22 protein-coding genes and 1 pseudogene are annotated in these 22,336 nt (G+C 63.4%); 14 read left to right on the top strand and 9 right to left on the bottom strand.

The window, feature by feature from the left end; translation table 11 throughout:
* Window positions 1–4: 4 nt before the first annotated feature.
* The 6 genes from AC3WJW_RS21555 to AC3WJW_RS21530 are packed head-to-tail and all read right to left on the bottom strand — an operon-like array spanning window position 5 to window position 4,990.
* On the bottom strand, window positions 5–505 hold the full coding sequence (locus AC3WJW_RS21555) for an aromatic-ring-hydroxylating dioxygenase subunit beta (protein ID WP_407802493.1): 501 nt from the start codon (window positions 503–505) through the stop codon (window positions 5–7).
* A complete protein-coding gene (locus AC3WJW_RS21550; RefSeq protein WP_493727304.1) occupies window positions 502–1,785 on the bottom strand; it encodes an aromatic ring-hydroxylating oxygenase subunit alpha in 1,284 nt (427 codons plus the stop codon). The genes AC3WJW_RS21555 and AC3WJW_RS21550 overlap by 4 nt, the downstream gene beginning before the upstream one ends.
* 23 nt (window positions 1,786–1,808) lie before the next feature.
* Entirely contained in the window at window positions 1,809–2,933 is a 1,125-nt protein-coding gene (locus AC3WJW_RS21545; protein ID WP_493727303.1) for an amidase, read from the bottom strand.
* Complete coding sequence (locus tag AC3WJW_RS21540; protein WP_493727302.1) at window positions 2,930–3,415, bottom strand: nuclear transport factor 2 family protein; 486 nt, start codon at window positions 3,413–3,415, stop codon at window positions 2,930–2,932. The genes AC3WJW_RS21545 and AC3WJW_RS21540 overlap by 4 nt, the downstream gene beginning before the upstream one ends.
* A gap of 3 nt (window positions 3,416–3,418) precedes the next feature.
* Window positions 3,419–3,790, bottom strand: a complete 372-nt coding sequence (locus tag AC3WJW_RS21535; protein ID WP_007978123.1) for a hypothetical protein — start codon at window positions 3,788–3,790, stop codon at window positions 3,419–3,421.
* Between the two features lie 30 nt (window positions 3,791–3,820).
* Entirely contained in the window at window positions 3,821–4,990 is a 1,170-nt protein-coding gene (locus AC3WJW_RS21530; RefSeq protein WP_493727301.1) for an acyl-CoA dehydrogenase family protein, read from the bottom strand.
* 69 nt (window positions 4,991–5,059) lie between these two features.
* On the opposite strand from AC3WJW_RS21530, the pseudogene AC3WJW_RS21525 reads away from it, so the two are divergent.
* The 9 genes and pseudogenes from AC3WJW_RS21525 to AC3WJW_RS21485 all read left to right on the top strand — a co-directional run.
* A pseudogene (locus AC3WJW_RS21525) lies at window positions 5,060–5,137 on the top strand (outer membrane lipoprotein carrier protein LolA); the annotation flags it as partial.
* Between the two features lie 187 nt (window positions 5,138–5,324).
* Window positions 5,325–6,797, top strand: a complete 1,473-nt coding sequence (locus AC3WJW_RS21520) for a PAS domain-containing sensor histidine kinase (protein ID WP_493727300.1) — start codon at window positions 5,325–5,327, stop codon at window positions 6,795–6,797.
* Between the two features lie 222 nt (window positions 6,798–7,019).
* Window positions 7,020–8,168, top strand: a complete 1,149-nt coding sequence (locus AC3WJW_RS21515; protein WP_493727299.1) for an amine dehydrogenase large subunit — start codon at window positions 7,020–7,022, stop codon at window positions 8,166–8,168.
* 11 nt (window positions 8,169–8,179) lie between these two features.
* Window positions 8,180–8,719 (top strand): MauE/DoxX family redox-associated membrane protein, encoded by a 540-nt coding sequence (locus AC3WJW_RS21510; RefSeq protein WP_493727298.1) that lies wholly within the window; start codon window positions 8,180–8,182, stop codon window positions 8,717–8,719.
* Window positions 8,720–8,724: 5 nt separating this feature from the next.
* Window positions 8,725–9,345 carry a methylamine dehydrogenase accessory protein MauD gene (gene mauD, locus AC3WJW_RS21505; protein WP_095968172.1) on the top strand — a complete coding sequence of 207 codons (621 nt, stop codon included), beginning with the start codon at window positions 8,725–8,727 and terminating at the stop codon, window positions 9,343–9,345.
* Between the two features lie 18 nt (window positions 9,346–9,363).
* Complete coding sequence (locus tag AC3WJW_RS21500) at window positions 9,364–9,885, top strand: methylamine dehydrogenase light chain (protein WP_007978110.1); 522 nt, start codon at window positions 9,364–9,366, stop codon at window positions 9,883–9,885.
* Between the two features lie 232 nt (window positions 9,886–10,117).
* Window positions 10,118–10,669, top strand: a complete 552-nt coding sequence (locus tag AC3WJW_RS21495; protein ID WP_493727297.1) for a cytochrome C — start codon at window positions 10,118–10,120, stop codon at window positions 10,667–10,669.
* A gap of 51 nt (window positions 10,670–10,720) precedes the next feature.
* Window positions 10,721–10,933, top strand: coding sequence for a DUF4287 domain-containing protein (locus AC3WJW_RS21490; RefSeq protein ID WP_493727296.1), 213 nt, complete (start codon window positions 10,721–10,723; stop codon window positions 10,931–10,933).
* Between the two features lie 14 nt (window positions 10,934–10,947).
* Entirely contained in the window at window positions 10,948–11,619 is a 672-nt protein-coding gene (locus tag AC3WJW_RS21485; protein ID WP_493727295.1) for a class I SAM-dependent methyltransferase, read from the top strand.
* Window positions 11,620–12,113: 494 nt separating this feature from the next.
* On the opposite strand, the gene metE is transcribed toward AC3WJW_RS21485, so the two are convergent.
* From metE to AC3WJW_RS21470, 3 genes are all read right to left on the bottom strand, one after another.
* Window positions 12,114–14,402 carry a 5-methyltetrahydropteroyltriglutamate--homocysteine S-methyltransferase gene (gene metE, locus AC3WJW_RS21480; protein ID WP_493727294.1) on the bottom strand — a complete coding sequence of 763 codons (2,289 nt, stop codon included), beginning with the start codon at window positions 14,400–14,402 and terminating at the stop codon, window positions 12,114–12,116.
* 145 nt (window positions 14,403–14,547) lie between these two features.
* Window positions 14,548–14,919 (bottom strand): nuclear transport factor 2 family protein, encoded by a 372-nt coding sequence (locus AC3WJW_RS21475; RefSeq protein ID WP_493727293.1) that lies wholly within the window; start codon window positions 14,917–14,919, stop codon window positions 14,548–14,550.
* Window positions 14,920–15,270: 351 nt separating this feature from the next.
* Complete coding sequence (locus AC3WJW_RS21470; protein WP_493727292.1) at window positions 15,271–17,499, bottom strand: TonB-dependent hemoglobin/transferrin/lactoferrin family receptor; 2,229 nt, start codon at window positions 17,497–17,499, stop codon at window positions 15,271–15,273.
* A gap of 243 nt (window positions 17,500–17,742) precedes the next feature.
* Between AC3WJW_RS21470 and AC3WJW_RS21465 the strand changes: the two genes are divergently transcribed.
* The 5 genes from AC3WJW_RS21465 to AC3WJW_RS21445 are packed head-to-tail and all read left to right on the top strand — an operon-like array spanning window position 17,743 to window position 22,329.
* Window positions 17,743–18,543, top strand: coding sequence for an energy transducer TonB (locus AC3WJW_RS21465; RefSeq protein ID WP_493727291.1), 801 nt, complete (start codon window positions 17,743–17,745; stop codon window positions 18,541–18,543).
* A 17-nt stretch (window positions 18,544–18,560) separates the two neighbouring features.
* Window positions 18,561–19,631: a hemin-degrading factor gene (locus AC3WJW_RS21460; protein ID WP_493727290.1), complete on the top strand. Its 1,071-nt coding sequence runs from the start codon at window positions 18,561–18,563 to the stop codon at window positions 19,629–19,631.
* A 12-nt stretch (window positions 19,632–19,643) separates the two neighbouring features.
* Window positions 19,644–20,528: a heme/hemin ABC transporter substrate-binding protein gene (locus tag AC3WJW_RS21455; RefSeq protein WP_493727289.1), complete on the top strand. Its 885-nt coding sequence runs from the start codon at window positions 19,644–19,646 to the stop codon at window positions 20,526–20,528.
* Window positions 20,529–20,578: 50 nt separating this feature from the next.
* Window positions 20,579–21,562, top strand: coding sequence for a FecCD family ABC transporter permease (locus AC3WJW_RS21450; RefSeq protein ID WP_162130359.1), 984 nt, complete (start codon window positions 20,579–20,581; stop codon window positions 21,560–21,562).
* On the top strand, window positions 21,562–22,329 hold the full coding sequence (locus tag AC3WJW_RS21445) for a heme ABC transporter ATP-binding protein (RefSeq protein WP_493727288.1): 768 nt from the start codon (window positions 21,562–21,564) through the stop codon (window positions 22,327–22,329). The genes AC3WJW_RS21450 and AC3WJW_RS21445 overlap by 1 nt, the downstream gene beginning before the upstream one ends.
* Window positions 22,330–22,336 lie beyond the last annotated feature (7 nt).

Below are 22,336 nucleotides of genomic sequence, written 5' to 3'. Positions count from 1 at the left end.
ACCCTCACAAAAGAAAGCCGAGCGCGCTCAGGCTGTCGGTGGAGTTGATCAGGCGCACCACCTTGCGTTCCAGGGTCGGCACGCCGTCGGTGAAGCGGATGCGGTGGTTCAGGTCGGCCACGAATGGCGTGTGCACACCGCGCTTGTAGGCGTACAGCAACTGCGCGGAATTCACTTCGACGATGTCACCGGCCGCTTCCACCAGACGGAAACGCGAGACGGTGCGAATGGTTTTCGCCGCGTCCACCGCCGACGGCGAGAAGCCGGCGCTCAGGCGTTCGATGCGCAGGGCACGCATGCGTGCATCGTCGTAGGCGTAGTTGAGGGTCGCTTCGAAATCTTCGGTGTCCGGGTCGATCGGCACGATGTACTTGCCGCTGTCGCTCCACAGGGTCGCCCATTCGGCATAGTTCTTGTGGTCGAGCAGTTCGGCTTCGCGCCAGATGAATTCGATGGCCTGGGCCAAGGGACCGGTAAAACCGTTCAGGGTGTCGTGATTGCTCATTGGCTCATCATCCTTTTCCACATGTCGTAGGCACCGCGCATGCCGCCTTCGTCGGTGGCGTGGCTGACCTTGTCGCCGTTTTCAGCGGTGATTTCGCGGTTCAGGCCGCGGTTGACCAGGATCGGCGCATCGACGCCGGCATACGAGCCGCGCTGCACGCGGTCCCAGGCTTCGGCATCGTCGGGGCTGCCGAAACCGAACGGGCCCTGGAAGTGTTCGTGGATGCGCATGCGTTCGCGGTTGGCGACTTCCGGGCCGCCGTCCATGCCGAGGGCCACGTGACGGATCTCGGTTTCGGTGACCGACACCGGGCGCAGCACGCGGAAGAACGACATCGACATCGCCACGTTGGGGAACAGGTTCAGGTTGAAACCGGCGCCGTGCAGCGAACGCACGATGCGACGCACCTGATCGGCCGGCAGGGTTTTCGACAGCTCTTCGGTGACGTGGGCGAAGCGTTCCTGCAACTGTTCGGTGCCGTCGTCGTGATCCAGGTCGACGTGCTCCGGCACCATCACCATCACGCTGTGGCCGTTGCCCAGGGAGTGGGTCACGGCTTGTTCGTCGGTCATGAACGAGAGCATTTCCGAGGTTTCTTCATCCACCGACGACATGAACGACTTGTGCACGATCGGGAAGTGATAACCGTCGGTGGTGTTTTCCAGCTGGATCTTCCAGTTGCCCTTGAAGCTGAACTTGTGTTCGCCCTGGGTCTTGATCGGGTAGCCGGCGCCCTGCTTCATGAACAGGTCCATCCAGTGTCTGGCGCCGCCGAGGAAGTCTTCCAGCGGTTCGATCTCGTCGTTGTAGCTGGCGAAGACCATACCGGCGTAGCTTTCGACGCGCAGGCTGGTCAGCGGCAGTTCGGACTTTTCCAGGATGCCTTCGTAACCGTCCGGATACGGCAACGCCCGCAGCTTGCCGTCCAGGCCATAGGACCAGCTGTGGTACGGGCAGGTGAAACCGGTGGCGTTGCCCTTGTGCTTCTCGCACACGGTGGCGCCACGGTGCCGGCAACGGTTTTCCAGCACGTTGATGGTGTTTTTCTTGTCGCGCACGACGATCACCGGGCGACGGCCGATGGTGGCGGTCTTGAAGTCGCCGCTGTTGCGCACTTCGCTTTCGTGGGCCACCCACACCCAGGTGCGGTAGAAAATCTTTTCCAGCTCGGCTTCGAACAGCGCCGGATCGTTGTACAGCGAGACGTCGACGCGGTCGTGACTGACCAGGTCTTCGGGGCTTTTCGACGTTGCGATCAGCCGGTATTCATGAGTGCTCATGCGGTTCTCCTCATGGCTTCTTTTCAGATTTGGGTTGTAGAGGCTTGAAGTTGCGCACCAAAGGCGCAGACCAGCTCGTCCTGACCTTTGCGGCCGACGATTTGCAGGCCGACTTTCAATCCGCCGCAATCGAGTTCAACCGGCACCGTCAGCGCCGGGTGGCCGCTGAGGTTGAAAGGCCGCACCAGCGGGGTCATGCCGGCCACGGCCTTGCTGCCGGCGCGGGCTTCGCTGAGGGTTGGCGGCAGGCTTGGCAGCGTCGGCAGCAACAGCACGGCGAACTCTTCCAGCGCCGCATCCACCTGTTGCGTGAAGCGCGTGCGCACGGCCTCTGCCTCTGCGAGCTCTTCACGCGTAGTACGGCTGGCCGCCAGCAGGCGTGTCTCGACATCGGCGCCAATCAGGCCTTTTCCGGTGAGATGACCGAACGCGGCCCAGTTTTCAAAATTGATCACGGTCAGGCCGGCGGCGAACGCGGCTTCGAATTCGCTCAGGTGCAGATGGCTGCGACGCCAGCCGGCACGGTCGGACGCGGCACCGAGACTGGCTTGCAGATGCGCGTCACAGGCCACGTCGAGGAAGCCGACTTTCGCGCCGTCTGCGGGCAGTCCCTGCACGCCAAAGCCTGGGCAAATCACCTGCATGGCGGCGATCAGGTCGTCCATGGACCTGGCGAACGGCCCGACGCAATCGAGGCTGGACTCCAGCGGATGCGCACCGATACGGCTGACACGGCCATAGGTCGGCTTGAGCCCGGCGATACCGCAGCACGCCGCCGGCACCCGCACCGAACCTCCGGTGTCGGTGCCGATGGCGATGTCTGCCAGGCCGGCGGCGACGGCCGAGGCCGAGCCGCTGGAGGAACCACCCGGCACCCGGTCCGGCGCCTGCGGGTTCAGCGGTGTACCGGTCCAGTCGTTGATGCCGGTGACGCCGAAGGCCAGTTCATGCAGGTTGGTCTTGCCGACGATCTGCCAGCCGGCGTCGAGGATCGCGTCGACCACTTCGGCGTTTTTCGTGGCAGCGGGTGCATCGGCGAAGGCACGGCTGCCCGAGCGGGTCGGGTGGCCGGCGATGTCGATGGAGTCCTTGATGGCCACGCGCTTGCCGTTGCCACCGAGGAGGAATTCGCTGATGAAAGTACTCATGTGCCCGCTCCCAAGGTGAAGAGCTCCGTGTTGAACAGCCGTTGCGTGCGGAAATGGGCGATCAGCCAGGTGCCGTCGACGCAACGGAAATCGATGTTCAGCCGCGTGCCGAACAGCTCGCTGCGACCGTCGGCGTAGGTGGAAATCTGCTGCATGATCCACTGCCCTTGCGCCCGATCACCGTCGACCACGATCGACTCGCTGGTGAGGTAATGCAGGTTCAGTCGGAAGTGGTCCGACGGCGGCAGGTAACCGCCGACAAACGCGGCCACGGCCTCGCGCCCACGGTGCTGACCGAAGGTCTGCGCGGTCTGGCTGCCAATGCCTTCCCAGATCGCATCGATGCAGAACAGCTCAGACAATTCGCTGACATGGGTAAGCGCCCTCGGCACATCGCACAGGTCCATGTAGCGCGCCATCAAACGGCGCACTGCGCCTTCCCCTTCGAGCGTCGCCAGACGCTGCAGCAAGGCCTCGTTCATGGCTTACACCCTGGCCGCGTCAGGGATGGTCAGCGGGCGACCGATGCGCGCTTCGACCTTGGCGTAGCGCCACAGGCTGTACTCGCCCACCGGCGTGGTGCGAAACAGGTTGCAGGCGTCGATCACCGACTGGTGGCAGTCGACGTCGGCCATGATGTACACGGTCCAGGGCGAGGTGGTCGACGGGCCGACCATCAGGCGGTCGTCGTCCATGGCACCGAGCACGGTGATGCCGGGCATGGCGCCGAGGGAGCCCATCATCTGGCTGAAACCCTTCCACACGCTCAGGCCTTCGCCGGTGGGCAGGTCGAAAAAGTTCTGGGTGATGCCGATGCAGAAGACGACGCGCAACGGTTCCTGGGTAGCTTGGGACATGCTGTTGATCCTTGAAAAAGTAATGAAAAATCAGATGTAGCCCGGGAACGGCGGCACGCCGAGGAACACCGAGCCGGCGCCGTCGTACAGCCCTTCGCTGAGGAAGGCGTGCTGGGTCACCACCATCGAGTCGCGCAGGTAGCGTTGCAGCGGATGACGCAGGTAAATGGCGGTGGTCCCGGCCAGGCTGTAGGCGCTCTGCACCACCTCGGCACCCGCCTGCGAGACATGGATCGCCGACAGGCGCAGCAGGCTGGTCTGCTCCGGCGTGACCGGGTGGCCGGCCAGGATCGAGTTCCACACCTGTTCGGTGGCGTTGTAGAAGAACCCCCGCGCGGCCATCAGCTTGGCTTCGGCCTTGGCGATCTCGATGCGCACGTAAGCGCGGTCGGCCATTTTCGGCGCACCGGTAATGCCGCCGGCGCCGGCCATGCGACTGATTTCGTCCAGCGCTGCACGGGCCAGGCCGAGGTTGACCACCGCCAGCACTTGCGCGGCGTAGGCGATCGACGGGTAGCGGAACAGCGGTTCGTCGATGGTGGCGGCACCGCCACGGATGAAGGTCCAGCGGTCCTCGACGAATTTGTCGGTGACACGCAGGTCATGGCTGCCGGTGCCCTTGAGGCCGACCACGTCCCAGTTCTCGACGATCTCGACCTGGCTGGCCGGGAACACCGCCGTGCGCGGTTTGCCGCCGGCCCCACTGGCGCCGATGCCGACACCCAGCAGGTCCGCGCCTTTGCTGCCGCTGGCGAACTTCCAGGTGCCGTTGACCTGCCAGCCGCCTTCCACCGTCTCGGCTGGCTGCAGCGGGAACAAGCCGCCGGCGAACACCAGGTCCGGGCTCTGGGCGTAGATTTCAGCCAGGGTTTGCGGTGGCAAGGCCGCCAGATAGACACCGGCGCTGCCGAAGCTGGCGACCCAGCCCGCCGAGCCGTCGGCTTCGGAGATGCGTTCGATCATGTGCAGGAACAGCGCCGGCGCCAGGGCGTCGCCGCCGTAGCATTTCGGCGTGGCGGCGCGATAGATGCCCAGCTGCTTGAAGCGCTCGATCATGTCCCGAGGCACGTGGGAGCCGGCGTCGAATTCTTCGCGGCGTTGGCGAACCTCATCCAGCACCTGCTCAAATAGCTGACTCTCGACCATTGGCACGACCGGTCCGGACACAGGGTCTTGTTGCGCGACAGCTGAACGCAGCATGGGCTAGTTCTCCGTTTTGATTATTGTTAGAGGGCTCCACCGCTCCTTGTAGGAGCGAGCTTGCTCGCGATGGTCGTCAACGATGACGCTGGAAACCTGGCACCCCGTGGCGCTCTCAGGCTCATCGCGAGCAAGCTCGCTCCTACAAGGGTCGGGTCGTTGCCCTTGCATTGGGGTCCAGTGTAAAAACCGCATCCGCCCGCAACTATTGGTGCGTGCAGCCTCCTCGCTAAAGAAAACCCCTAGATCCACGCCGGTTACCTCTGAGCGCATCGCGCTGTGCGAGCAGGTATAAAACGCCATACTGCAAATCTCTGCCGCCAGGGGCCGTGCGATGTACCTGCCAAAACCGAACGACTTTTTTGCCCTGATCGAAGCCATGCCGCTGTGCATCATTCTTCATGACGCGCACACCAAGGAGATTCTCTGGGCCAACGCCGCTGCCCTGGCGGCGCTGGGCTTTACCCTGGAGGAACTGACGCCGCTCAAGGCCCCGGACATGACCCGCGATGCGCCGAAGTACCGACGTTCGGTCGGCTTGCGCTGGCTCGAAGGCGCCGCGCGCACCGGGCAGCGCGCCATCGAGTGGTGCTATCGCTCCAAACAAGGGGTGGAGATTCTTTCCGAGGCGGTGGCGACCCTGGTGCACCTGGACGGTCGCGATGTGTTGATGGTGCAGTTCCGCGACATCTCCAAAGAGGACAAGGTCAAGCGCGACCTCAAGCGTTTCGAGAGCCGGCTCAAGGCCTTCATGCAGGACCTGGCCGAAGGCGTGGCGGTGCTCGGCCCCGAGGGCGACATCCGCTTTATCAGCGACTCCGGCGCGCACCTGCTCAACAGCGAAGTGCACAAGCTGATGGGCAAGAACTTCCTGGCCTGGTGCGACGACGCATCCGGCCAGCGCCTGCTGCAACAACTTGCCCATGAAACGCCGGAGCACGCGCCGTTCAACGTGCATTACAAGGTGCAGCGCCGAGATGGCGAATGGCGTTGGCATGACGCGACCTGCCGCTACATCGAGATTGAAGATGATCTGGTCGGCCATCTGCTGTTGTTCCGCGACGTCACCGAGCAGGTCCAGGCCGAGGAGGCGCGGCGGGTCAGCGAGCAGAAACTCGAGTACCTGGCGCGCTACAACGCCATGGGCGAAATGGCCGTGGCCATCGCCCATGAACTGAGCCAACCCTTGGCCGCCACCCGCAACTTCATCGAAGGCACGATGATTCGCCTGGGCAACGCGGAGGAAACCGATCAGGACGTCGCCTGGGGTTTGCAAAACGCGGTACGGCAAATCGAGCATGCCTCGGTGATCATCAAGAGCGTGCGCGACTACGTGGTCAAGCTGGAGCAATCGGAAGAGCGGGTCGACCTTAATGAGCTGCTGCGCGAAACCCGCTACTTCATCAGCCTGCGGGCCGACCCGAGCCGGGTGCGCGTGGAAATCATCGCCTCACCCGAACCGCTGATGGTGAGTTGCGAGAAGGTGCTGATCGGCCAGGTGATCCTCAACCTGGCCTTCAACGCCATCGAAGAAATGGCCGACCTGCCCGCCGAACGCCGCGTGTTGCGTATCCAGGCCAGCCGCGACAACGAGGTGGCGCTGGTGCGCATCGAAGACTGCGGCCGTGGCATCCAGGCCCAGGCGCAGGAGAAGCTGTTCGACGGATTTTTCTCCTCCAAGGTCAGCGGCAACGGCATTGGCCTGGCGCTGTGCAAGAACATCATCGGCCGCCACCGGGGCGATATCTGGGCGCAAAACCTCGAGCCCTGCGGCGCTGTTTTCAGCTTTTCCCTCCCCCTCGCTTAAAGCAAAGATCGCAGCCTGCGGCAGCTCCTACAGGGTGCGCATTGCCCTGTAGGAGCTGCCGCAGGCTGCGATCTTTTCGCTGTTCATCACGACTGGCACAGACACACAAACACTTGGCAGGCAGGGCAATTCTCCTGATCGCGGGGCACGGCAGAATCAAAGGGTAAAAATCTGCCAAAGCACCCGCGATCCGCGTTACCAACAATTCAGGAAGTTCCCCTTATGCGAACAAACAGGATCTCCGTACAGTCAGCGCTTGGCCTGAGCCTGCTTGTACTCGGTTTGAACAGTGCCCGCGCGGATTTGCCCGCCGGTACGATTGGCCAGACCGTTCTGGCGTTTCCACCCGAAGCTCACCGCGCGTTTGTCATCGACGTCGAGTTCGACAGTTTCGTCGCTGGCCGCGTGACCGTGGTCGACCCGGACCAGAAGCGCATCCTCGGCATGGTGCCGACCGGTTTTGCCGCGCCGTCGACCCTCAGCCATGACAAGAAGATTCTCTACAGTGCGGACATCTGGTATTCGCGCGGCACCCGCGGTACCCGGACCGATGTGCTGACCGCATGGGACAGTTCTACCCTGTCGCCGGCCTGGGAAGTGCTGATCCCGAACAAGCGCGCCGAATCGCTGACTCAGCGTTATGCGCTCAAGCCGAGTGGCGACGACAAGTTCGTCTATGTCTACAACTTCACGCCGTCGACCTCGGTCACTGTGGTCGATACCCAGGCCAAGGCCGTTGCCACGGAAATCGCCATCCCCGGTTGCGTGCTCAACTACCCGATCGGCAACCGCCGCTTCGCCTCGCTGTGCGGCGACGGCAGCCTGCAAGTGGTGACCCTCAACGATCAGGGCCAGGAAACCGCGCGCAGCCGGACGCCGTTCTTTGATCCGAACGCGGAAAAACTGGTAGAGCGCGCGGTCAACGTCGGCGACACCTACTACTTCACCACCACGACCGGCACCGTGCGCCCGGTGGATTTCGCCGGTGACGCGCCGAAGATCCTGCCGTCCTGGTCGCTGGTTACCGACGAAGAAAAGAAGGCCGGTTGGGCACCGGGTGGCTGGCAGTTGATGGCCGTGGCACCGAAGCTGGACCGTCTGTATGTGCTGATGCACGACGCCCACGAAGCCATGAAGTGGGAAGACCCGAGCCCGCTGATCTGGGCGTTCGACCTCAAGACCCACAAGAAGGTAGCGACCCTGGAAGCCCCGGTTCCGGTGTGGAGCATGCAGGCCACTGGCGATGACAAGCCGCTGTTGCTCGGCACCGATGTGGAAGGCGGTTTGCAGATTTTCGATCTGAAGACCAACAAGCTCACCGGCAGCATGCCAAAAGTCGCGAAGACCGCGACTCAGGTCCTGAGCTACTGAGAGGTTCGGCCATGCACACAGATCCGATCTTCATCATTGCCAGCGCCATCGCCATCGCGGTGTTGCTGGCCAGCGCCGCGACCCACAAGTTGCGCGCGCCGGCCCGCTTCGCCCGGCAACTGGCGGACTACCAACTGCTGCCCCAGGCGCTGGTGCGCCCGACGGCACGGCTGGTGCCGCTGCTGGAACTGGCCATCGCCTTTGCCCTGCTAGTGCCGATCAGCCGTGGTTACGCCGCAATAAGCGCGGCCAGCCTGTTGGCGCTGTACGCCGCCGCCATCGGCATCAACCTGTGGCGCGGTCGCGCGGACATCGACTGCGGTTGCGCCGGTCCCGACCAGGCACAGCCGCTGCGCCCGGTCCTGCTGGCGCGCAACAGCGCACTGGTGCTGCTTGCGCTGGTGGCCAGCGTGGCGCCGGTGGCCCGCGACCTCAACCTGTTCGATGGCTTCGTGACCCTGGCCGCCGCCGCAGTCGCGTTGCTCATCTACGCCGCGGCCGATGGCTTGCTGGCGAACTCCCCTCTTCTGCTCAAATTGATTGGTAGGTAATCGAAATGGAAGGCTTGATTGTTTCCAACGTTCTGCTCTGGGTGCTGCTGGTGGCCGTGGCGTTTGTCGTCATGGGCCTGGTGCGGCAGATTGGCGTGCTGCACGGGCGTCTGGCCCCGGCCGGCGCGCTGATGGTCGACAAAGGCGTGGCGGTCAATGAACCCGCGCCGCAAATCACTGCCAGCGATCGTCACGGTCGCCCGGTGAACTTCGGCTATGCCGGTGAAAAATCGCAATTGCTGTTCTTCCTCTCGCCGACCTGCCCGATCTGCAAGTCGCTGCTGCCGGCGATCAAATCCATCGCCAGGGAGCAAGCCGGCAGTCTGGACGTGGTGTTCGTCAGCGATGGCGACATGGACGCCCAGCAAGCGCTGATCCGTGAACACAAACTCGAAGACGCCACCTACGTGGTCGGCCCGCAAGTGGGCATGACCTACCAGATCGGCAAGCTGCCGTACGCCGCGCTGATCGACAAGGCCGGCACCCTGCGCGCCAAGGGCCTGGTCAACTCCCGCGAGCACCTGGACAGCCTGTTCGAAGTCGAGCACCTCAAGCACGCCACGCTGCAGCAGTACCTCAATGCCCAACCCCACACCCACGACCACAGCCACGGCCATAGCCACTGATAAGGCAGGGAGACGTTTATGAAACTGCTGGATCTGTTGTTCGAGCGCTCGACCCGCCGCGTGGCCGACACCACCTCGCGCCGCAAATTGCTGTCGCGCATGGGCTCGCTGATGGTGGCCGGCGCCGCCCTGCCCTTGCTGCTGCCGCTGGACCGTACCAGCAAGGCCCTGGCCGCGGAGCCGGCGCAGGCTGGCGACCCGGGTGATCCGAACAGCTGCGACTACTGGCGCTACTGCTCCATCGACGGCTTTCTGTGCAGCTGCTGCGGCGGATCGGTGACCTCCTGCCCGCCAGGCACCGAAGCCTCGCAAGTGACCTGGATCGGCACCTGCCGCAACCCGGCCGATGGCAAGGACTACATCATTTCGTACAACGACTGCTGCGGTAAGCAAAGCTGCGCCCAGTGCGCCTGTACCCGTAACGACAGTGAAGAACCGGCTTACCGCCCGTTCAACAACAACGATGTGAACTGGTGCCTGGCCGCCAAGTCGCACATCTACCACTGCACCGTTTCGGTGATCCGCGGCGTCGCCGTCTAAACGCGCACTTTCCGCCGGTTGCTCGGGCAACCGGCGGTTTTTTTCTGTGGCTGCTTTTCTCTTTTTTACGGCTTTGTGTGTGTGTGTGTGTACCTGTAGGAGCGAGCCTGCTCGCGAAGAACTCAAGGGCGACGCGTTAAACCAGATAGCCCGCGTTATCGTTGACGTCCTTCGCGAGCAGGCTCGCTCCTACATTGAGGTGCCAAACCGGTCATCAGCGGAGGTCTTTTTTATGCGTAGGTTGATATTGCTCGGACTCGTCTGCGCCCTGAGCGCCCCGCTCGCGTTCGCCCGGGCTATTCCCGACCCGGCGCAGGGCCATGCGCCGGGCAACGAAGCGGTGCAAAAACCGATTGCCCAGGCCGGGTACGGCGTAGGCGTCAACTATCAGCTGCAATGCGCCGGTTGCCACCTGGGCGACGGCACGGGTTCCGCCGCCAACGACACGCCGCGGATGAAAGGCTTTGTCGGCAACTTCCTGAAGGTACCGGGCGGCCGCGAATTCCTCGTGCGGGTGCCGGGCATGTCGCAGTCGGCGCTGAACAACGCGCAACTGGCGGACTTGCTTAACTGGCTGATGCGTAAAGACGGCATGGCGGGCGAAAGCCTGCCGGCCGACTATCAGCCTTACACCGCCGAAGAAGTCACGGCGCTGCGTGCCCAGACCATGCTCAACCTGCCCGGCACCCGCAGCGAGTTGATCAAGGCCATGCGCGCCCGGGGCATCGCGATCGATGACGGGATGACCGCTGGAACGATGGACTCGCCGACCGCAAATCAGTAACGTAACCGGTGCTGCTTTCGAATCCACAAAAGCGAAAAGGGAGTTTGCATCGTGACCGAAGAGACAAAACCCAAAGGACCGGCTTCGTACTTCCCGTCAATCGAGAAGAAGTATGGGCAGCCGATCAGCCATTGGCTGGACCTGCTTAAAACCGTCCGCGACAAGAAACACATGGAACTGGTGGCCTGGCTCAAGACCGAACACGGCATGGGGCATGGCCACGCCAACGCGTTGGTTGCCTATCACTTGGCAACTGCCACCTAGCGCCGGACAACGCCATGCCCGCCCCCGAATCCACCCTCCTCGACAGCTGGCACCACAATGCCCGGGCCTGGATCGACGCCATCCGCACGGGCACCATCGAAAGCCGTCTGAAGGTCACCGACCAGGCCATCCTGCTGGCGGTGCTGGGGCGCCAGCCCGAGCGGGTGCTCGACCTGGGCTGCGGCGAAGGCTGGCTGTTGCGTGCGCTGACGGACCGGGGCATCGAGGCGGTCGGTGTGGATGGCGATGCGACGCTGGTGGAAGCGGCACGGGCGGCGGGCGCTGCACCAGTGCATCTGGCGAGCTATGAACAGCTGGCAGAGGCAGCCGTCGACATCGGCCGCGACTACAACCTGATCTGCGCCAACTTCGCCCTGCTGCATCAGGACATCATCCCCCTGCTCGGCGCCATGAACAGCCTGCTCGCCCCTGGCGGCGCGCTGGTGATCCAGACGCTGCATCCGTGGGCCGTTGCGGCGGGCGACTATCAGGATGGCTGGCGGGAAGAGACCTTTGTCGGATTCAAGGGCCAGTGGCAGCCCATGCCATGGTACTTCCGTACCCTGTCCAGTTGGCTCAACGCGCTGGACATGGCGGGTTTCGTACTGGTCGGCTTGCAGGAACCGCAGCACCCGCAAAGCCCTGTACCGCAGTCGTTGCTGCTGGTGGCCGAGCCGCGGCTGTAGGAGCAAAGAGGCCGGCACATTCGACATCGATGTTGCCTGACACTCCGTCATCGCGAGCAGGCTCGCTCCCACAGGTTAAGGGGCTGTACGCACAATCTGCGAATTAACCAGGTCACTGTGGGAGCGAGCTTGCTCGCGATTGCGGTCTGGCAGTCACTACACCGGCGTCTGTCGTGCCGTCATCGCGAGCGAGCTCGCTCCCACAGGTTAAGGGGCTGTACGCAAAATCTGCGAACTAACCAGGTCACTGTGGGAGCGAGCCTGCTCGCGATAGCGATCTGGCAGTCACTACACCGGTGTCTGTCATGCCGCCTTCGCGAGCAGGCTGCTCCCACAGGTTCAGGGCTGTACGCAAAATCTGCGAACTAACCAGGTCACTGTGGGAGCGAGCCTGCTCGCGATTGCGGTCTGGCAGTCACTATACCGGTGTCTGTCATGCCGCCTTCGCGAGCAGGCTCGCTCCCACAGGTTTCAGTGGTGCATCCAGCAAAGCGTCAGGCCCATTCTTTACGCAACTGACGCGCAGCGTTGACCATGTGCACCAGCGCCGCTTCGGTTTCCGGCCAGCCGCGGGTTTTCAGGCCGCAGTCCGGGTTGACCCACAGGTGGTCGGCGGGAATGCGCCTGGCGGCCTTGCGCAGCAGGTTGGCCATTTCCGAGGCGTCCGGCACCCGTGGCGAGTGGATGTCGTACACGCCGGGGCCGATGTCGTTCGGGTAGGCGAAGGCTTCGAACGCGTCCAGCAACTCCATGTCCGAGCGCGAGGTTTCGATGGTGATCACATCGGCATCCATGGCGGCGATGGACTCGATTACATCGTTGAACTCGCTGTAGCACATGTGAGTGTGGATCTGGGTTTCGTCCCGCACACCCGAGGCGCACAGGCGGAACACTTCGGTCGCCCAGTCCAGGTAGTGCTGCCATTGCGCCTGGCGCAACGGCAAGCCTTCGCGGAACGCCGCTTCGTCGATCTGCACGATCCTGATCCCGGCGGCTTCCAGGTCCACCACTTCGTCGCGAATGGCCAGGGCCAACTGACGGGCCTGTACTTCACGGGTCACGTCTTCACGCGGGAACGACCACATCAGCATGGTCACAGGACCGGTCAGCATGCCCTTCATCACTTTGTCGGTGAGGCCTTGGGCGTAGCGGATCCACTCCACCGTCATGGCTTTCGGGCGGCTCAGGTCGCCGAAGATCACCGCCGGTTTCACGCAGCGCGAACCGTAGCTCTGCACCCAGCCAAAACGCGTGAACACATAGCCGTCGAGTTGCTCGGCGAAGTATTCGACCATGTCGTTGCGCTCGGCTTCACCGTGCACCAGCACGTCCAGGCCCAGGTTCTCCTGCACTTGCACGGCGTGGCGAATCTCGCTGTGCATGGCTTCGGTGTATTCGGCCTCGGTCAGCTTGCCTTGCTTGAACGACTGGCGCGCCAGACGGATCGACGCGGTTTGCGGGAACGAACCAATGGTAGTGGTCGGGAACAGTGGCAGGTTCAGACCGGCGCGTTGCCTGGCGATGCGCTGGGCAAACGGCGATTGACGCTGGCTATCCCTGGCGCTGATCGCGGCGACACGCGCCTGAACGGCCGGCTTGTGGATGCGTGGCGATGCAGCACGGGCCGCCTGAACGGCGCGGCTTTGGCTCAGCGCTTCAAGCACGTTCGGCGCCTCGGGCTCGTTGACCGCCTGAGCCAGTAGCGCGACCTCTTCACACTTCTGCACGGCAAACGCCAGCCAGCTTTTCAGCTCGGCATCGAGCTGGTCTTCGCGGCCCAGGTCAACCGGGCTGTGCAGCAGCGAGCAGGACGGCGCGACCCACAGGCGATCACCCAGGCGTTCGTGAGCATGCTGCAGGGTGGCCAGGGCGTTTTCCAGGTCACAGCGCCAGACGTTACGACCGTTGACCACACCCAGCGACAACACTTTATAGGCTGGCAGGCGGTCGAGAATGGTCGGGTATTGTTCAGGCGCACGCACCAGATCGATGTGCAGACCATCCACCGGCAGATTGGCGGCCAGGCCCAGGTTCTCTTCCAGGCCACCGAAATAAGTGGCGACCAGCTTCTTCAGCGGGTCGCGCTGGATCAGGTTGTAGGCGCGTTCGAAGGCGTTTTTCCAGTCCTGAGGCAGATCGAGGACCAGGATCGGCTCGTCGATTTGCACCCACTCAACGCCCTGTGCCGCCAGGCGCTGGAAGATCTGGCCGTACAGCGGCAGCAGGCGTTCGAGCAGTTCGAGCTTGTCGAACCCGGCCCCCTTGGCCTTGCCCAGCCACAAGTAGGTCAGCGGACCGATGATCACCGGCTTGACGTTATGCCCCAGTGCGCGGGCTTCTTCGACTTCTTCGAACAGTTGATCCCAGCCAAGCTGGAATTGCTGGTCGGCGCTAAACTCCGGGACCAGGTAGTGATAGTTGGTGTCGAACCACTTGGTCATTTCCTGGGCGTGGGCGCCGCCGCAGCAGCTGTCGCTCACACCGCGCGCCATGCCGAACAGGGTCTGCAGGCTGGCCTTGCCATCGTGCGGGCGGAAACGCTCCGGGATCACACCGAACATCAGCGAGTGGGTCAGGACCTGGTCGTACCAGGCGAAGTCGCCGACCGGCAACAGCTCGATCCCGGCCTTTTTCTGCAAGTCCCAGTGGGTCTTGCGCAGGTCACGGCCAACGGCGCGCAGGCCGGCTTCGTCGAGCTCGCCCTTCCAGAACGCCTCTTGGGCCTTTTTCAGTTCACGGTCGCGGCCGATGCGCGGAAATCCAAGGGAATGGGCCAATGCCATGACAATAAAACTCCATGTGGTTGATGGCGTCATTGTCGGTAGTTGAGCCCCGGTGAGACAAACTCATTTAAATCGTGATGATCACGAGTTTATTTCATGAAGATAGACGCAGGCCTTTGCGTCGAATGCGTCAAAGCGCGGCGCACTACTCCTGATAGTAATAAAGCTTGTTGATGATCACCCAGCGACCGTCCACCTTCAGTAACGACAGGTAATCGGTAAACCGTATCCCGGCGAAATCATCGATGACCTTGACCGCCGCGGCATCGCCGGTGACATCGAGACTGATCACCTGCCAAAACGGCTGCGTACCGGCAGGTGCCGGAATTTCGGCCTTGATGGCGATGACAAACTCATCCAGGGAAGCCCATTCAAGCACCTTCTGGAAGTGACCGATGATGCGACAGTCTGGATGAAAGGCCTTGCGCAACAGCGCTTCATTGGCGAAGACCATGCCCTCCACGTAATGACGCACCACCAGGTTGATCTGTTCGGTATCTATCGATTGAGTGCTCATGATTGAACCTCTGGTTGTCTTGACCGACAGTCTCCCCCAGGCTGATCAAGCAGAAAGTCTAGGCAGCGCCCGCGCAGTTGCGCGGTTTTACGACCGGAGGCGCTGAGCAGGATGCAGGTTGGGTCGCGAATCGGCCCCCCAAAAAAAGGTTCTTCACGGCACAGATTACGAAATATCTGTAGGAGCTGCCGAAGGCTGCGATCTTTTGATCTTGCTTTTACGATCTGGAGATTTCTGAAGATCAAGATCAAAAGATCGCAGCCTTCGGCAGCTCCTACAGTTTCCCGGAATTACGTGATGAACCAAAAAAGGGGACTGCCCCCTCACCACAATGGAAGTGTTTCTGCCTGATCAGATTTCCCAGATCAGGTTGACCGCCGCATAACGCCCAGGCTGAGTCATACGATCAAGACCCGCTGCGTTTTCGTCGCGGCCCTGCACGTCACCCCAGTTCCAGTACTTCTTGTCGGTGACGTTGAACAGGCCGCCGTTGATCGACACTTCCTGCGTCACCTGCCACCAGGCCGTCAGGTCGAGAGTGCCGTAGCCCGGGGTCTCGAACTGGCGGTTGATCAGCAAGTCGGCATCGCCGCTGTGGTCGACGCGGTCCTTGGACTGAACCAGGGTCCACATGACCTGGCCGCCATACACACCGCTCGGTGCATCGTAGGCCAGGCCCATGACCGCCTTGAGCGGGTCGACACTGTTGAGCGCCTCGCCGGTTTCCTCATTCTTGCCACGTGCATAGGCAATCGAACCCAGCGCACGGGTACCTGCCGGCATGAAGGCGTCCAGCTTGATGTCACCCTTGGCTTCGGCACCACGGATGGTGACCTTGCTCACGTTTTGCGACTGGAAGGTCAGCGGGATGTCGCTGGTCGGATCCGTGAAGCTGACCGTTTCGATGAAGTCCTTGTACTTGTTGTAGAACAGCGCGATGCCGAAGCTGCCCAGGTCGTAGCGACCGCGCAGGCCGGTCTCGAAGCTGTTGCTGGTTTCCGGCTTGAGGTTCGGGTTGCCGATTTGCTTGTAGCCAAATTGCGGGTTGCTGAACTCACCGTACATGTTGACCGGGTTCGGCGCGCGGAAGCCGGCAGCGTACTGGCCGTAGACGCTTTCGTGTTCGGTCAGCTGATAGGTCACGCCGAACTTCGGCGAAATGTGATCGTCGGAGAGGCGCGAGGGATCGGTGTCCGAGGGCAAACCGTTGAGGTATTCCTGGGTGACGTGCGGTGTCTGACGGTAGTAGTCGTAGCGCAGGCCCGGCAACAGGGTCCAGCGGCCGACCTCGATACTGTCCTGGACGAACAGGCCCAGGGATTCGCTGGTTGGATCCGGGAAGTCGCTGACCGGGAAGTTCTCCGTGGCCGGCACAATGGCGCCAGTGTCCAGGCGCACTTCTTGACCCGTACGCTTGTTGCTCGACTCGATGCGTTTGACTTCGGCACCATAGATCAGGTGATGCCGGGTGTCGGCGATCGCGAATTCCTTGTCGAGCTGGGTGTTCAGGCTCCACAGGCGCTCATCGTAAGTCGACTGGCGGGTGCGCACGCGGTTGACCCGCGAGACGGTCTGGCGCTGCTGATAAGTGTCCTGGTCGTTGCTGCTTTCCTGATAGTTCAACTGCCATTGCAGCTTGTCGGCCATCGCGCTGTCCAGGGCCAGGGTATGGGCCAGGCTGTAGCGGGTGCGGTCGATGCTGTCATCGGCCGTGGAGCCGAGAATCGCCGGGCTGGTCAGGGTGGCGCGGGTGACGATGTCGCTCAGCAGGTTGCTGTTGGCGTCATCCTGGTAGCGCTCGTAAGTGAACTGCAGGCGGTCGCCCTCGCCGTAGTCCCAGCCCAGTTTGGCCAGCACGTTTTCGGTGGTGTAGTTCAGCGGGTTGGCTTCGGTGCGCGATGCGCCTGCGCCACCGACGTTGCCGGCGGTGTCGGTGGACTGGCCGTCGCGGCGACCCAGGTGCAGCAGGCCGTCGACGGTACCGGTACGCCCGGCGAACGTAGCGCTGCGCTGCCAGCTGTCATCGCTGCCGTCGTAGCCGGTCTTGAAGCGCGCGTAGGTGTCGTCGCCGTCTTCGAGGTACTCGCCGGCATCCTTGGTGAGGTAGCTGACCGCACCGCCGATGGCGTCGCTGCCGTACAACGAGGACGCCGGGCCGCGGATGATTTCCACCTGCTTGATGGTGTCGAGGTCGACGTAGTTGCTGCGCACGTCCTGGAACGGGCTGAAAGCGTTGCTTTGCGGCACGCGCACGCCGTCGACCTGGGTCAGTACCCGATTGCCGTCGATGCCGCGGATGTTTGCCCCGGACAGACCGAAACGGCTGCCGGTGCCGCTGACCGAAACACCCGGCTCGTAACGCACCACATCCTTGAGGTCCTTGTCGTTCTGCTGATCGATTTCACGCTCGCTGTGCACCGACACGGTACTCGGCACTTGCAGCAGGGTCTGCTCGGTGCGAGTGGCGGTCACGCTGACGGTATCGAACTGGGTAACGGGTTCAGCGGCAAAGGCCAATGAAGGCGAGAGCAACAGCAAGCAGAGCCAGGGACGCATGGCGAATGGCGGGCGGATCGACATCTAACTTTTACTCCTGGGATCTGACAGGGGTCACTTGCATGCAGGGTGTTGAAGGGGGTCTGCATGGGCGACGGACACTGTCCGGCGTGTGTTTGATTTTTTATGGACAAAGCGTTTGGCCCCGTTCTGCTGATGGGATGTATACAAAAACGCTCGTCGGCAGCGGCGGCGAAGATAACCAGCTTGACTTGTAAATGCAAATTATTACCATATGCATTCCGCTTAAAACTGGAACGAGTGTGCATGAAGCACTTCTGGGGTTGTCTGGGGTTATCGATTGCGCTGCATCTGAGCGCCGGATGGCTCGTTCGCGAGATTCAGGCCGCGCCTGAACCGCTGGCCTTTCAGCCGCCGATGGCGATTCAGCTGGTGACGCTGGCGCCGATAGCCGTACCCGCACCGGCTCCGTCGCAGCCCCTGCGCGCGCCTGCCCCAATGCCGGCACCAGCATCTGCGCCTGTACCTGCGAAGCAACCTGAAACGGCGAACGCCGAGACCGCACCGACACCGGTCAAGCCGCTGCCGGTCAGCACCCAGCCGTCCATGGTCAAGGCGCCAGGCAAGCCGCAACCGCCTGCCAAACCCCGTGGCGAAACCAGACCGGAACCCCGTCGTGCCGAACCCGTAGAGCTTCCGGCCACCATGGCGCAGACCCCGACTCGACCGGCACCGGCAACGACGCCCGCCGCCGCGCCCGCACAGAACGCCAAGCCGACCCTCCCCGTCGCTGCCGCTCCGGCACCCATGCTCACCCCGGTGGTCAGCCTGCGCCCGTCCTTCGTCACCCCTCCCCCGGCGCCTCGCTACCCCAACACTGCCCGCCGCCGCAACCAGCAGGGCGTGGTGCGGATCGAGGTGCGCCTCGATGAACGCGGCCAACAACTCAAGCTGACGCTGGTGCGTTCCTCGGGGGTGGAGAGCCTTGACCAGGCCGCTCTCGAAGCAGTGACCAGCTGGCGTTTCCGCCCCGAAATTGTCGACGGCCGGGCTGTGCCCAGCCGTGTAGAGATACCAATAGAATTCGCCCTCACGGCGAACCGTTGATCCTGAAGGAGCATCACATGACCGCCAATACTTCCGCCCTGCCAGTCGCCCCGGCCCTGTACCAGACCTGGCAACAACTGCGCGCCGAACAACCCGGCCTGCGCGCCCGCGATGCCGCGGCCAAACTGGGTGTCAGCGAAGCTGAACTGACCGCCAGCCGCCTGGGCACCGACACCGTGCGCCTGCGCCCGGAATGGAAGGAACTGCTGCCGGCGCTGGGTGAACTGGGCACCATCATGGCCCTGACCCGCAACGAGCATTGCGTACACGAACGCAAAGGCGTGTACAGCGAAGTGACCGTGATGGGCAGCGGCCAGATGGGCATGGTGCTGTCGCCGGACATCGACCTGCGCCTGTTCCTCAGCGGCTGGGCCAGTGTGTTCGCCGTCGATGAAAGCACCCCGCGCGGCACGCAGCGCAGCCTCCAGGTGTTCGACCGCCAGGGCCTGGCCGTGCACAAGGTCTACCTGACCGCCACCAGCTTCGATGCTGCCTGGGCACCGCTGGTCGAGCGTTTCCGTGCCGAAGAACAGACGACCGAACTGGACCTGCAACCGCTGCCGCAAGCCAAGACGCCACGCGCCGACAGCGAAGTCGATGTAGATACCCTGCGCAGCGAATGGTCGCAGCTCAAGGACACCCACGACTTCTTCATGCTGCTCAAGCGCAACGACGTGGCGCGCACCCAGGCCCTGCGCCTGGCCGGTCACGAGTGGGCCGAACCCTTGGCCACCGTCGAGCTGACCCGGGTCATCGAAGAAGCCGGCAAGCGCGAAGTGCCGATCATGGTGTTTGTCGGCAACAAGCACTGCATTCAGATTCACTCCGGCACCGTCAGCAACCTGCGCTGGATGGACACCTGGTTCAACGTGCTCGACCCGATGTTCAACCTGCACCTGAAGACGACCGGCGTGACCGAGTTGTGGCGTGTGCGCAAGCCGAGCGTCGATGGCATCATCACCAGCTACGAAGGTTTCGATGCCGAAGGCGAACTGGTGATCCAGTTGTTCGGTGTGCGCAAGCCGGGCATTCCTGAGCGTGACGACTGGCGTGCCCTGGCTGAAACCGCCACCCCTCTGATCGGCTAAGGAAAAGTCCCGATGCGTATGAAAACACTGCTGGCCTGTGCCAGCGTGCTCGTCAGCCAGATGGCCGTCGCCGATGCCCTGCCCCAGCGCTGGGTCAGCGCCGGCGGCGCATTCAGCGAATGGGTGGTCGCCCTGGGCGGCGAAAGCAAGCTGGTGGGTGTCGACAGCACCAGCCAGTACCCACAATCGCTGCATAGCCTGCCGGGCGTCGGCTACCAGCGGGCGCTGGCGGCCGAAGGCATCCTGGCCCTGAAGCCGGACATTCTGGTGGGCAGCAACGAAATGGGTCCGCCACCGGTGCTGGAGCAACTCAAGGCCGCCGGCGTGCGCATTGAATTGCTGTCGGCCAAGGCCGACGTGCCGGCCCTGCAACACAACCTGACCGAACTCGGCCAACTGCTGGGCAAGGAAACCGAGGCCCAGGCGCTGATGGCGGGCTACCTCAAGCGTCTGCACACCCAGGCCGATTGGGTCAAACTGGCGCAGCAACAGCAACCGGCGCCCCGGGTGCTGATGCTGCTCAGCCACTCCGGTGGCAACCTGCAAGTGGCGGGCAAGGACACTCTGGCGGCCTGGATGATCCAGCAGGCCGGCGGCAAAAGCCTGGGTGAGCACAACGGCTACAAACCGGTCTCCAGCGAAGCCATGCTGAGCCTGGACCCGCAGGTGATCATCTTCGCCGGTGGAAAACTTCAAGGCGATGCGGCCCGTAAAGCCCTGCTGGAACAGAACCCGATCCTGGCGCAAACCCAGGCCGGGCGTGATGGTCGGGTGCTGGTGATCGACCCGACGCTGCTGGTCGGTGGCCTTGGCCCGCGAGTGCCGGACGCCTTGACGCGTCTGTCCACGGCGTTCTATCCGGATGTCAAGGCGCAGACTGCCGAGACCCAGCCATGACGGCCATTTTCCGGCCGCGTCCGACCTTGATCTGTTTACTGCTGTTGCTGGTGCTGGTGTTCTGGCTGTCCCTGGCCCTCGGGCCGGTCAGCCTGCCGCTGGGCGATACCTTGCTGGCCGGGATGCGCCTGCTGGGGTTGCCGCTTGACGGGGGTGACACACAACAGGCGGAGCTGATCCTCGGTCAGATCCGTCTGCCGCGCAGTCTGCTCGGCATCGCCGTGGGCTCGGTGCTGGCGTTGTCCGGCGTGGCGATGCAGGGGTTGTTCCGCAACCCCTTGGCAGACCCGGGCCTGGTCGGTGTCTCCGGCGGTGCCGCGCTGGGTGCCGCCCTCGCCATCGTCGGCGGCAGCCTGCTGGGTGGCGTGCCACCGGCCATCGAACCTTACCTGCTGTCGGTCAGCGCCTTCGCCGGTGGCTTGATCGTCACGGCGGTTGTGTATCGCTTCGGCCGCCGCAACGGGCAAACCGACGTTGCCACCATGCTGTTGGCGGGTGTGGCGATGACGGCCATGGCGGGTGCCGGCGTGGGTCTGTTCACCTACCTGGCCGATGACGCGACCTTGCGCACCCTGACGTTCTGGAACCTGGGCAGCCTCAACGGCGCCAGCTATCCGCGCCTGTGGCCGTTGCTGATCGTCACCCTGGGTGTGGCGCTGTGGTTGCCACGTCGCGCGGCGGCACTCAACGCCATGCTGCTGGGCGAGTCGGAGGCCCGTCACCTGGGCTTCGACATCGAGCGCATCAAGCTTGAGCTGGTGTTGTGCACGGCGCTCGGCGTCGGCGCGGCCGTCGCGGCGGCCGGCCTGATCGGCTTCATCGGCCTGGTGGTACCGCACCTGATGCGCCTGCTGGTCGGCCCGGATCACCGGGTGTTGCTGCCCGCGTCGTTGCTCGCCGGTGCGAGTCTGCTGTTGCTGGCCGATCTGGCCGCGCGCCTGCTGTTGGCGCCGGCCGAATTGCCGATCGGCATCGTGACCGCACTGATCGGCGCGCCGTTCTTTCTTTATCTGCTGGTACGAGGGCGTTCCTGATGCTGCGGGCAAACAACTTGCTGGTACGTCGTGGCAACCGCACGGTACTGGCGAACATCGATATCCAATTGCGCGCCGGCGAAGTGCTCGGCGTGCTGGGACCGAACGGCGCCGGCAAAAGCACCCTGCTCGCTGCCTTGTGCGGCGAACTGCCAACCAGCGAAGGCACGGTCAGCCTCGACGAGCGTCCACTCGCCGACTGGCCGGGCCAGGAACGGGCCAGGCGCCTGGCCGTGCTGCCGCAGAGTTCGAGCCTGAACTTTGCGTTCTCGGTCAATGAAGTCGTGGGCATGGGGCGCCTGCCTCACGCCAGCGGCCGCGTGCGCGATGGCGAAATCGTCGCCGAGGCGCTTTCAGCGGCCGATGCGCTTCATCTTGCCGGGCGCAGTTATCTGGCGCTGTCCGGCGGTGAACGCCAGCGCGTGCATCTGGCGCGGGTGCTCGCTCAACTCTGGCCGGGGGCCGAAGGGCAAACCCTGCTGCTCGATGAACCGACGTCGATGCTCGATCCGCTGCACCAGCACACCATTTTGCAAGCCGTGCGCGACTTCGCCGAGCGCGGTGCAGCGGTGCTGGTGATTCTGCACGACCTCAATCTGGCGGCGCGCTACTGCGACCAACTGCTGTTGTTGCAACAGGGCTTGCCCCACGCCTACGGCCCACCGGCACAGGTGCTGACCGCCGAGGCGCTGGCGGCGGTGTATGGCCTGGAGGTGCTGATTCACCAACACCCGGAACGCGGCCACCCGTTGATCATCGCGCGCTGATACCGCC

The sequence above is a fragment of the Pseudomonas sp. GW821-FHT07G06 genome (assembly GCF_058986625.1).
This window is presented reverse-complemented; position numbering and strand designations above follow the sequence as displayed.

Coding starts and splice junctions, on each gene's coding strand:
- AC3WJW_RS21555 (WP_407802493.1), bottom strand. CDS start 505: ATGAGCAATCACGACACCCTGAACGGTTTTACCGGTCCCTTGGCCCAG.
- AC3WJW_RS21550 (WP_493727304.1), bottom strand. CDS start 1,785: ATGAGCACTCATGAATACCGGCTGATCGCAACGTCGAAAAGCCCCGAA.
- AC3WJW_RS21545 (WP_493727303.1), bottom strand. CDS start 2,933: ATGAGTACTTTCATCAGCGAATTCCTCCTCGGTGGCAACGGCAAGCGC.
- AC3WJW_RS21540 (WP_493727302.1), bottom strand. CDS start 3,415: ATGAACGAGGCCTTGCTGCAGCGTCTGGCGACGCTCGAAGGGGAAGGC.
- AC3WJW_RS21535 (WP_007978123.1), bottom strand. CDS start 3,790: ATGTCCCAAGCTACCCAGGAACCGTTGCGCGTCGTCTTCTGCATCGGC.
- AC3WJW_RS21530 (WP_493727301.1), bottom strand. CDS start 4,990: ATGCTGCGTTCAGCTGTCGCGCAACAAGACCCTGTGTCCGGACCGGTC.
- AC3WJW_RS21520 (WP_493727300.1), top strand. CDS start 5,325: ATGTACCTGCCAAAACCGAACGACTTTTTTGCCCTGATCGAAGCCATG.
- AC3WJW_RS21515 (WP_493727299.1), top strand. CDS start 7,020: ATGCGAACAAACAGGATCTCCGTACAGTCAGCGCTTGGCCTGAGCCTG.
- AC3WJW_RS21510 (WP_493727298.1), top strand. CDS start 8,180: ATGCACACAGATCCGATCTTCATCATTGCCAGCGCCATCGCCATCGCG.
- mauD (WP_095968172.1), top strand. CDS start 8,725: ATGGAAGGCTTGATTGTTTCCAACGTTCTGCTCTGGGTGCTGCTGGTG.
- AC3WJW_RS21500 (WP_007978110.1), top strand. CDS start 9,364: ATGAAACTGCTGGATCTGTTGTTCGAGCGCTCGACCCGCCGCGTGGCC.
- AC3WJW_RS21495 (WP_493727297.1), top strand. CDS start 10,118: ATGCGTAGGTTGATATTGCTCGGACTCGTCTGCGCCCTGAGCGCCCCG.
- AC3WJW_RS21485 (WP_493727295.1), top strand. CDS start 10,948: ATGCCCGCCCCCGAATCCACCCTCCTCGACAGCTGGCACCACAATGCC.
- metE (WP_493727294.1), bottom strand. CDS start 14,402: ATGGCATTGGCCCATTCCCTTGGATTTCCGCGCATCGGCCGCGACCGT.
- AC3WJW_RS21475 (WP_493727293.1), bottom strand. CDS start 14,919: ATGAGCACTCAATCGATAGATACCGAACAGATCAACCTGGTGGTGCGT.
- AC3WJW_RS21470 (WP_493727292.1), bottom strand. CDS start 17,499: ATGTCGATCCGCCCGCCATTCGCCATGCGTCCCTGGCTCTGCTTGCTG.
- AC3WJW_RS21465 (WP_493727291.1), top strand. CDS start 17,743: ATGAAGCACTTCTGGGGTTGTCTGGGGTTATCGATTGCGCTGCATCTG.
- AC3WJW_RS21460 (WP_493727290.1), top strand. CDS start 18,561: ATGACCGCCAATACTTCCGCCCTGCCAGTCGCCCCGGCCCTGTACCAG.
- AC3WJW_RS21455 (WP_493727289.1), top strand. CDS start 19,644: ATGCGTATGAAAACACTGCTGGCCTGTGCCAGCGTGCTCGTCAGCCAG.
- AC3WJW_RS21445 (WP_493727288.1), top strand. CDS start 21,562: ATGCTGCGGGCAAACAACTTGCTGGTACGTCGTGGCAACCGCACGGTA.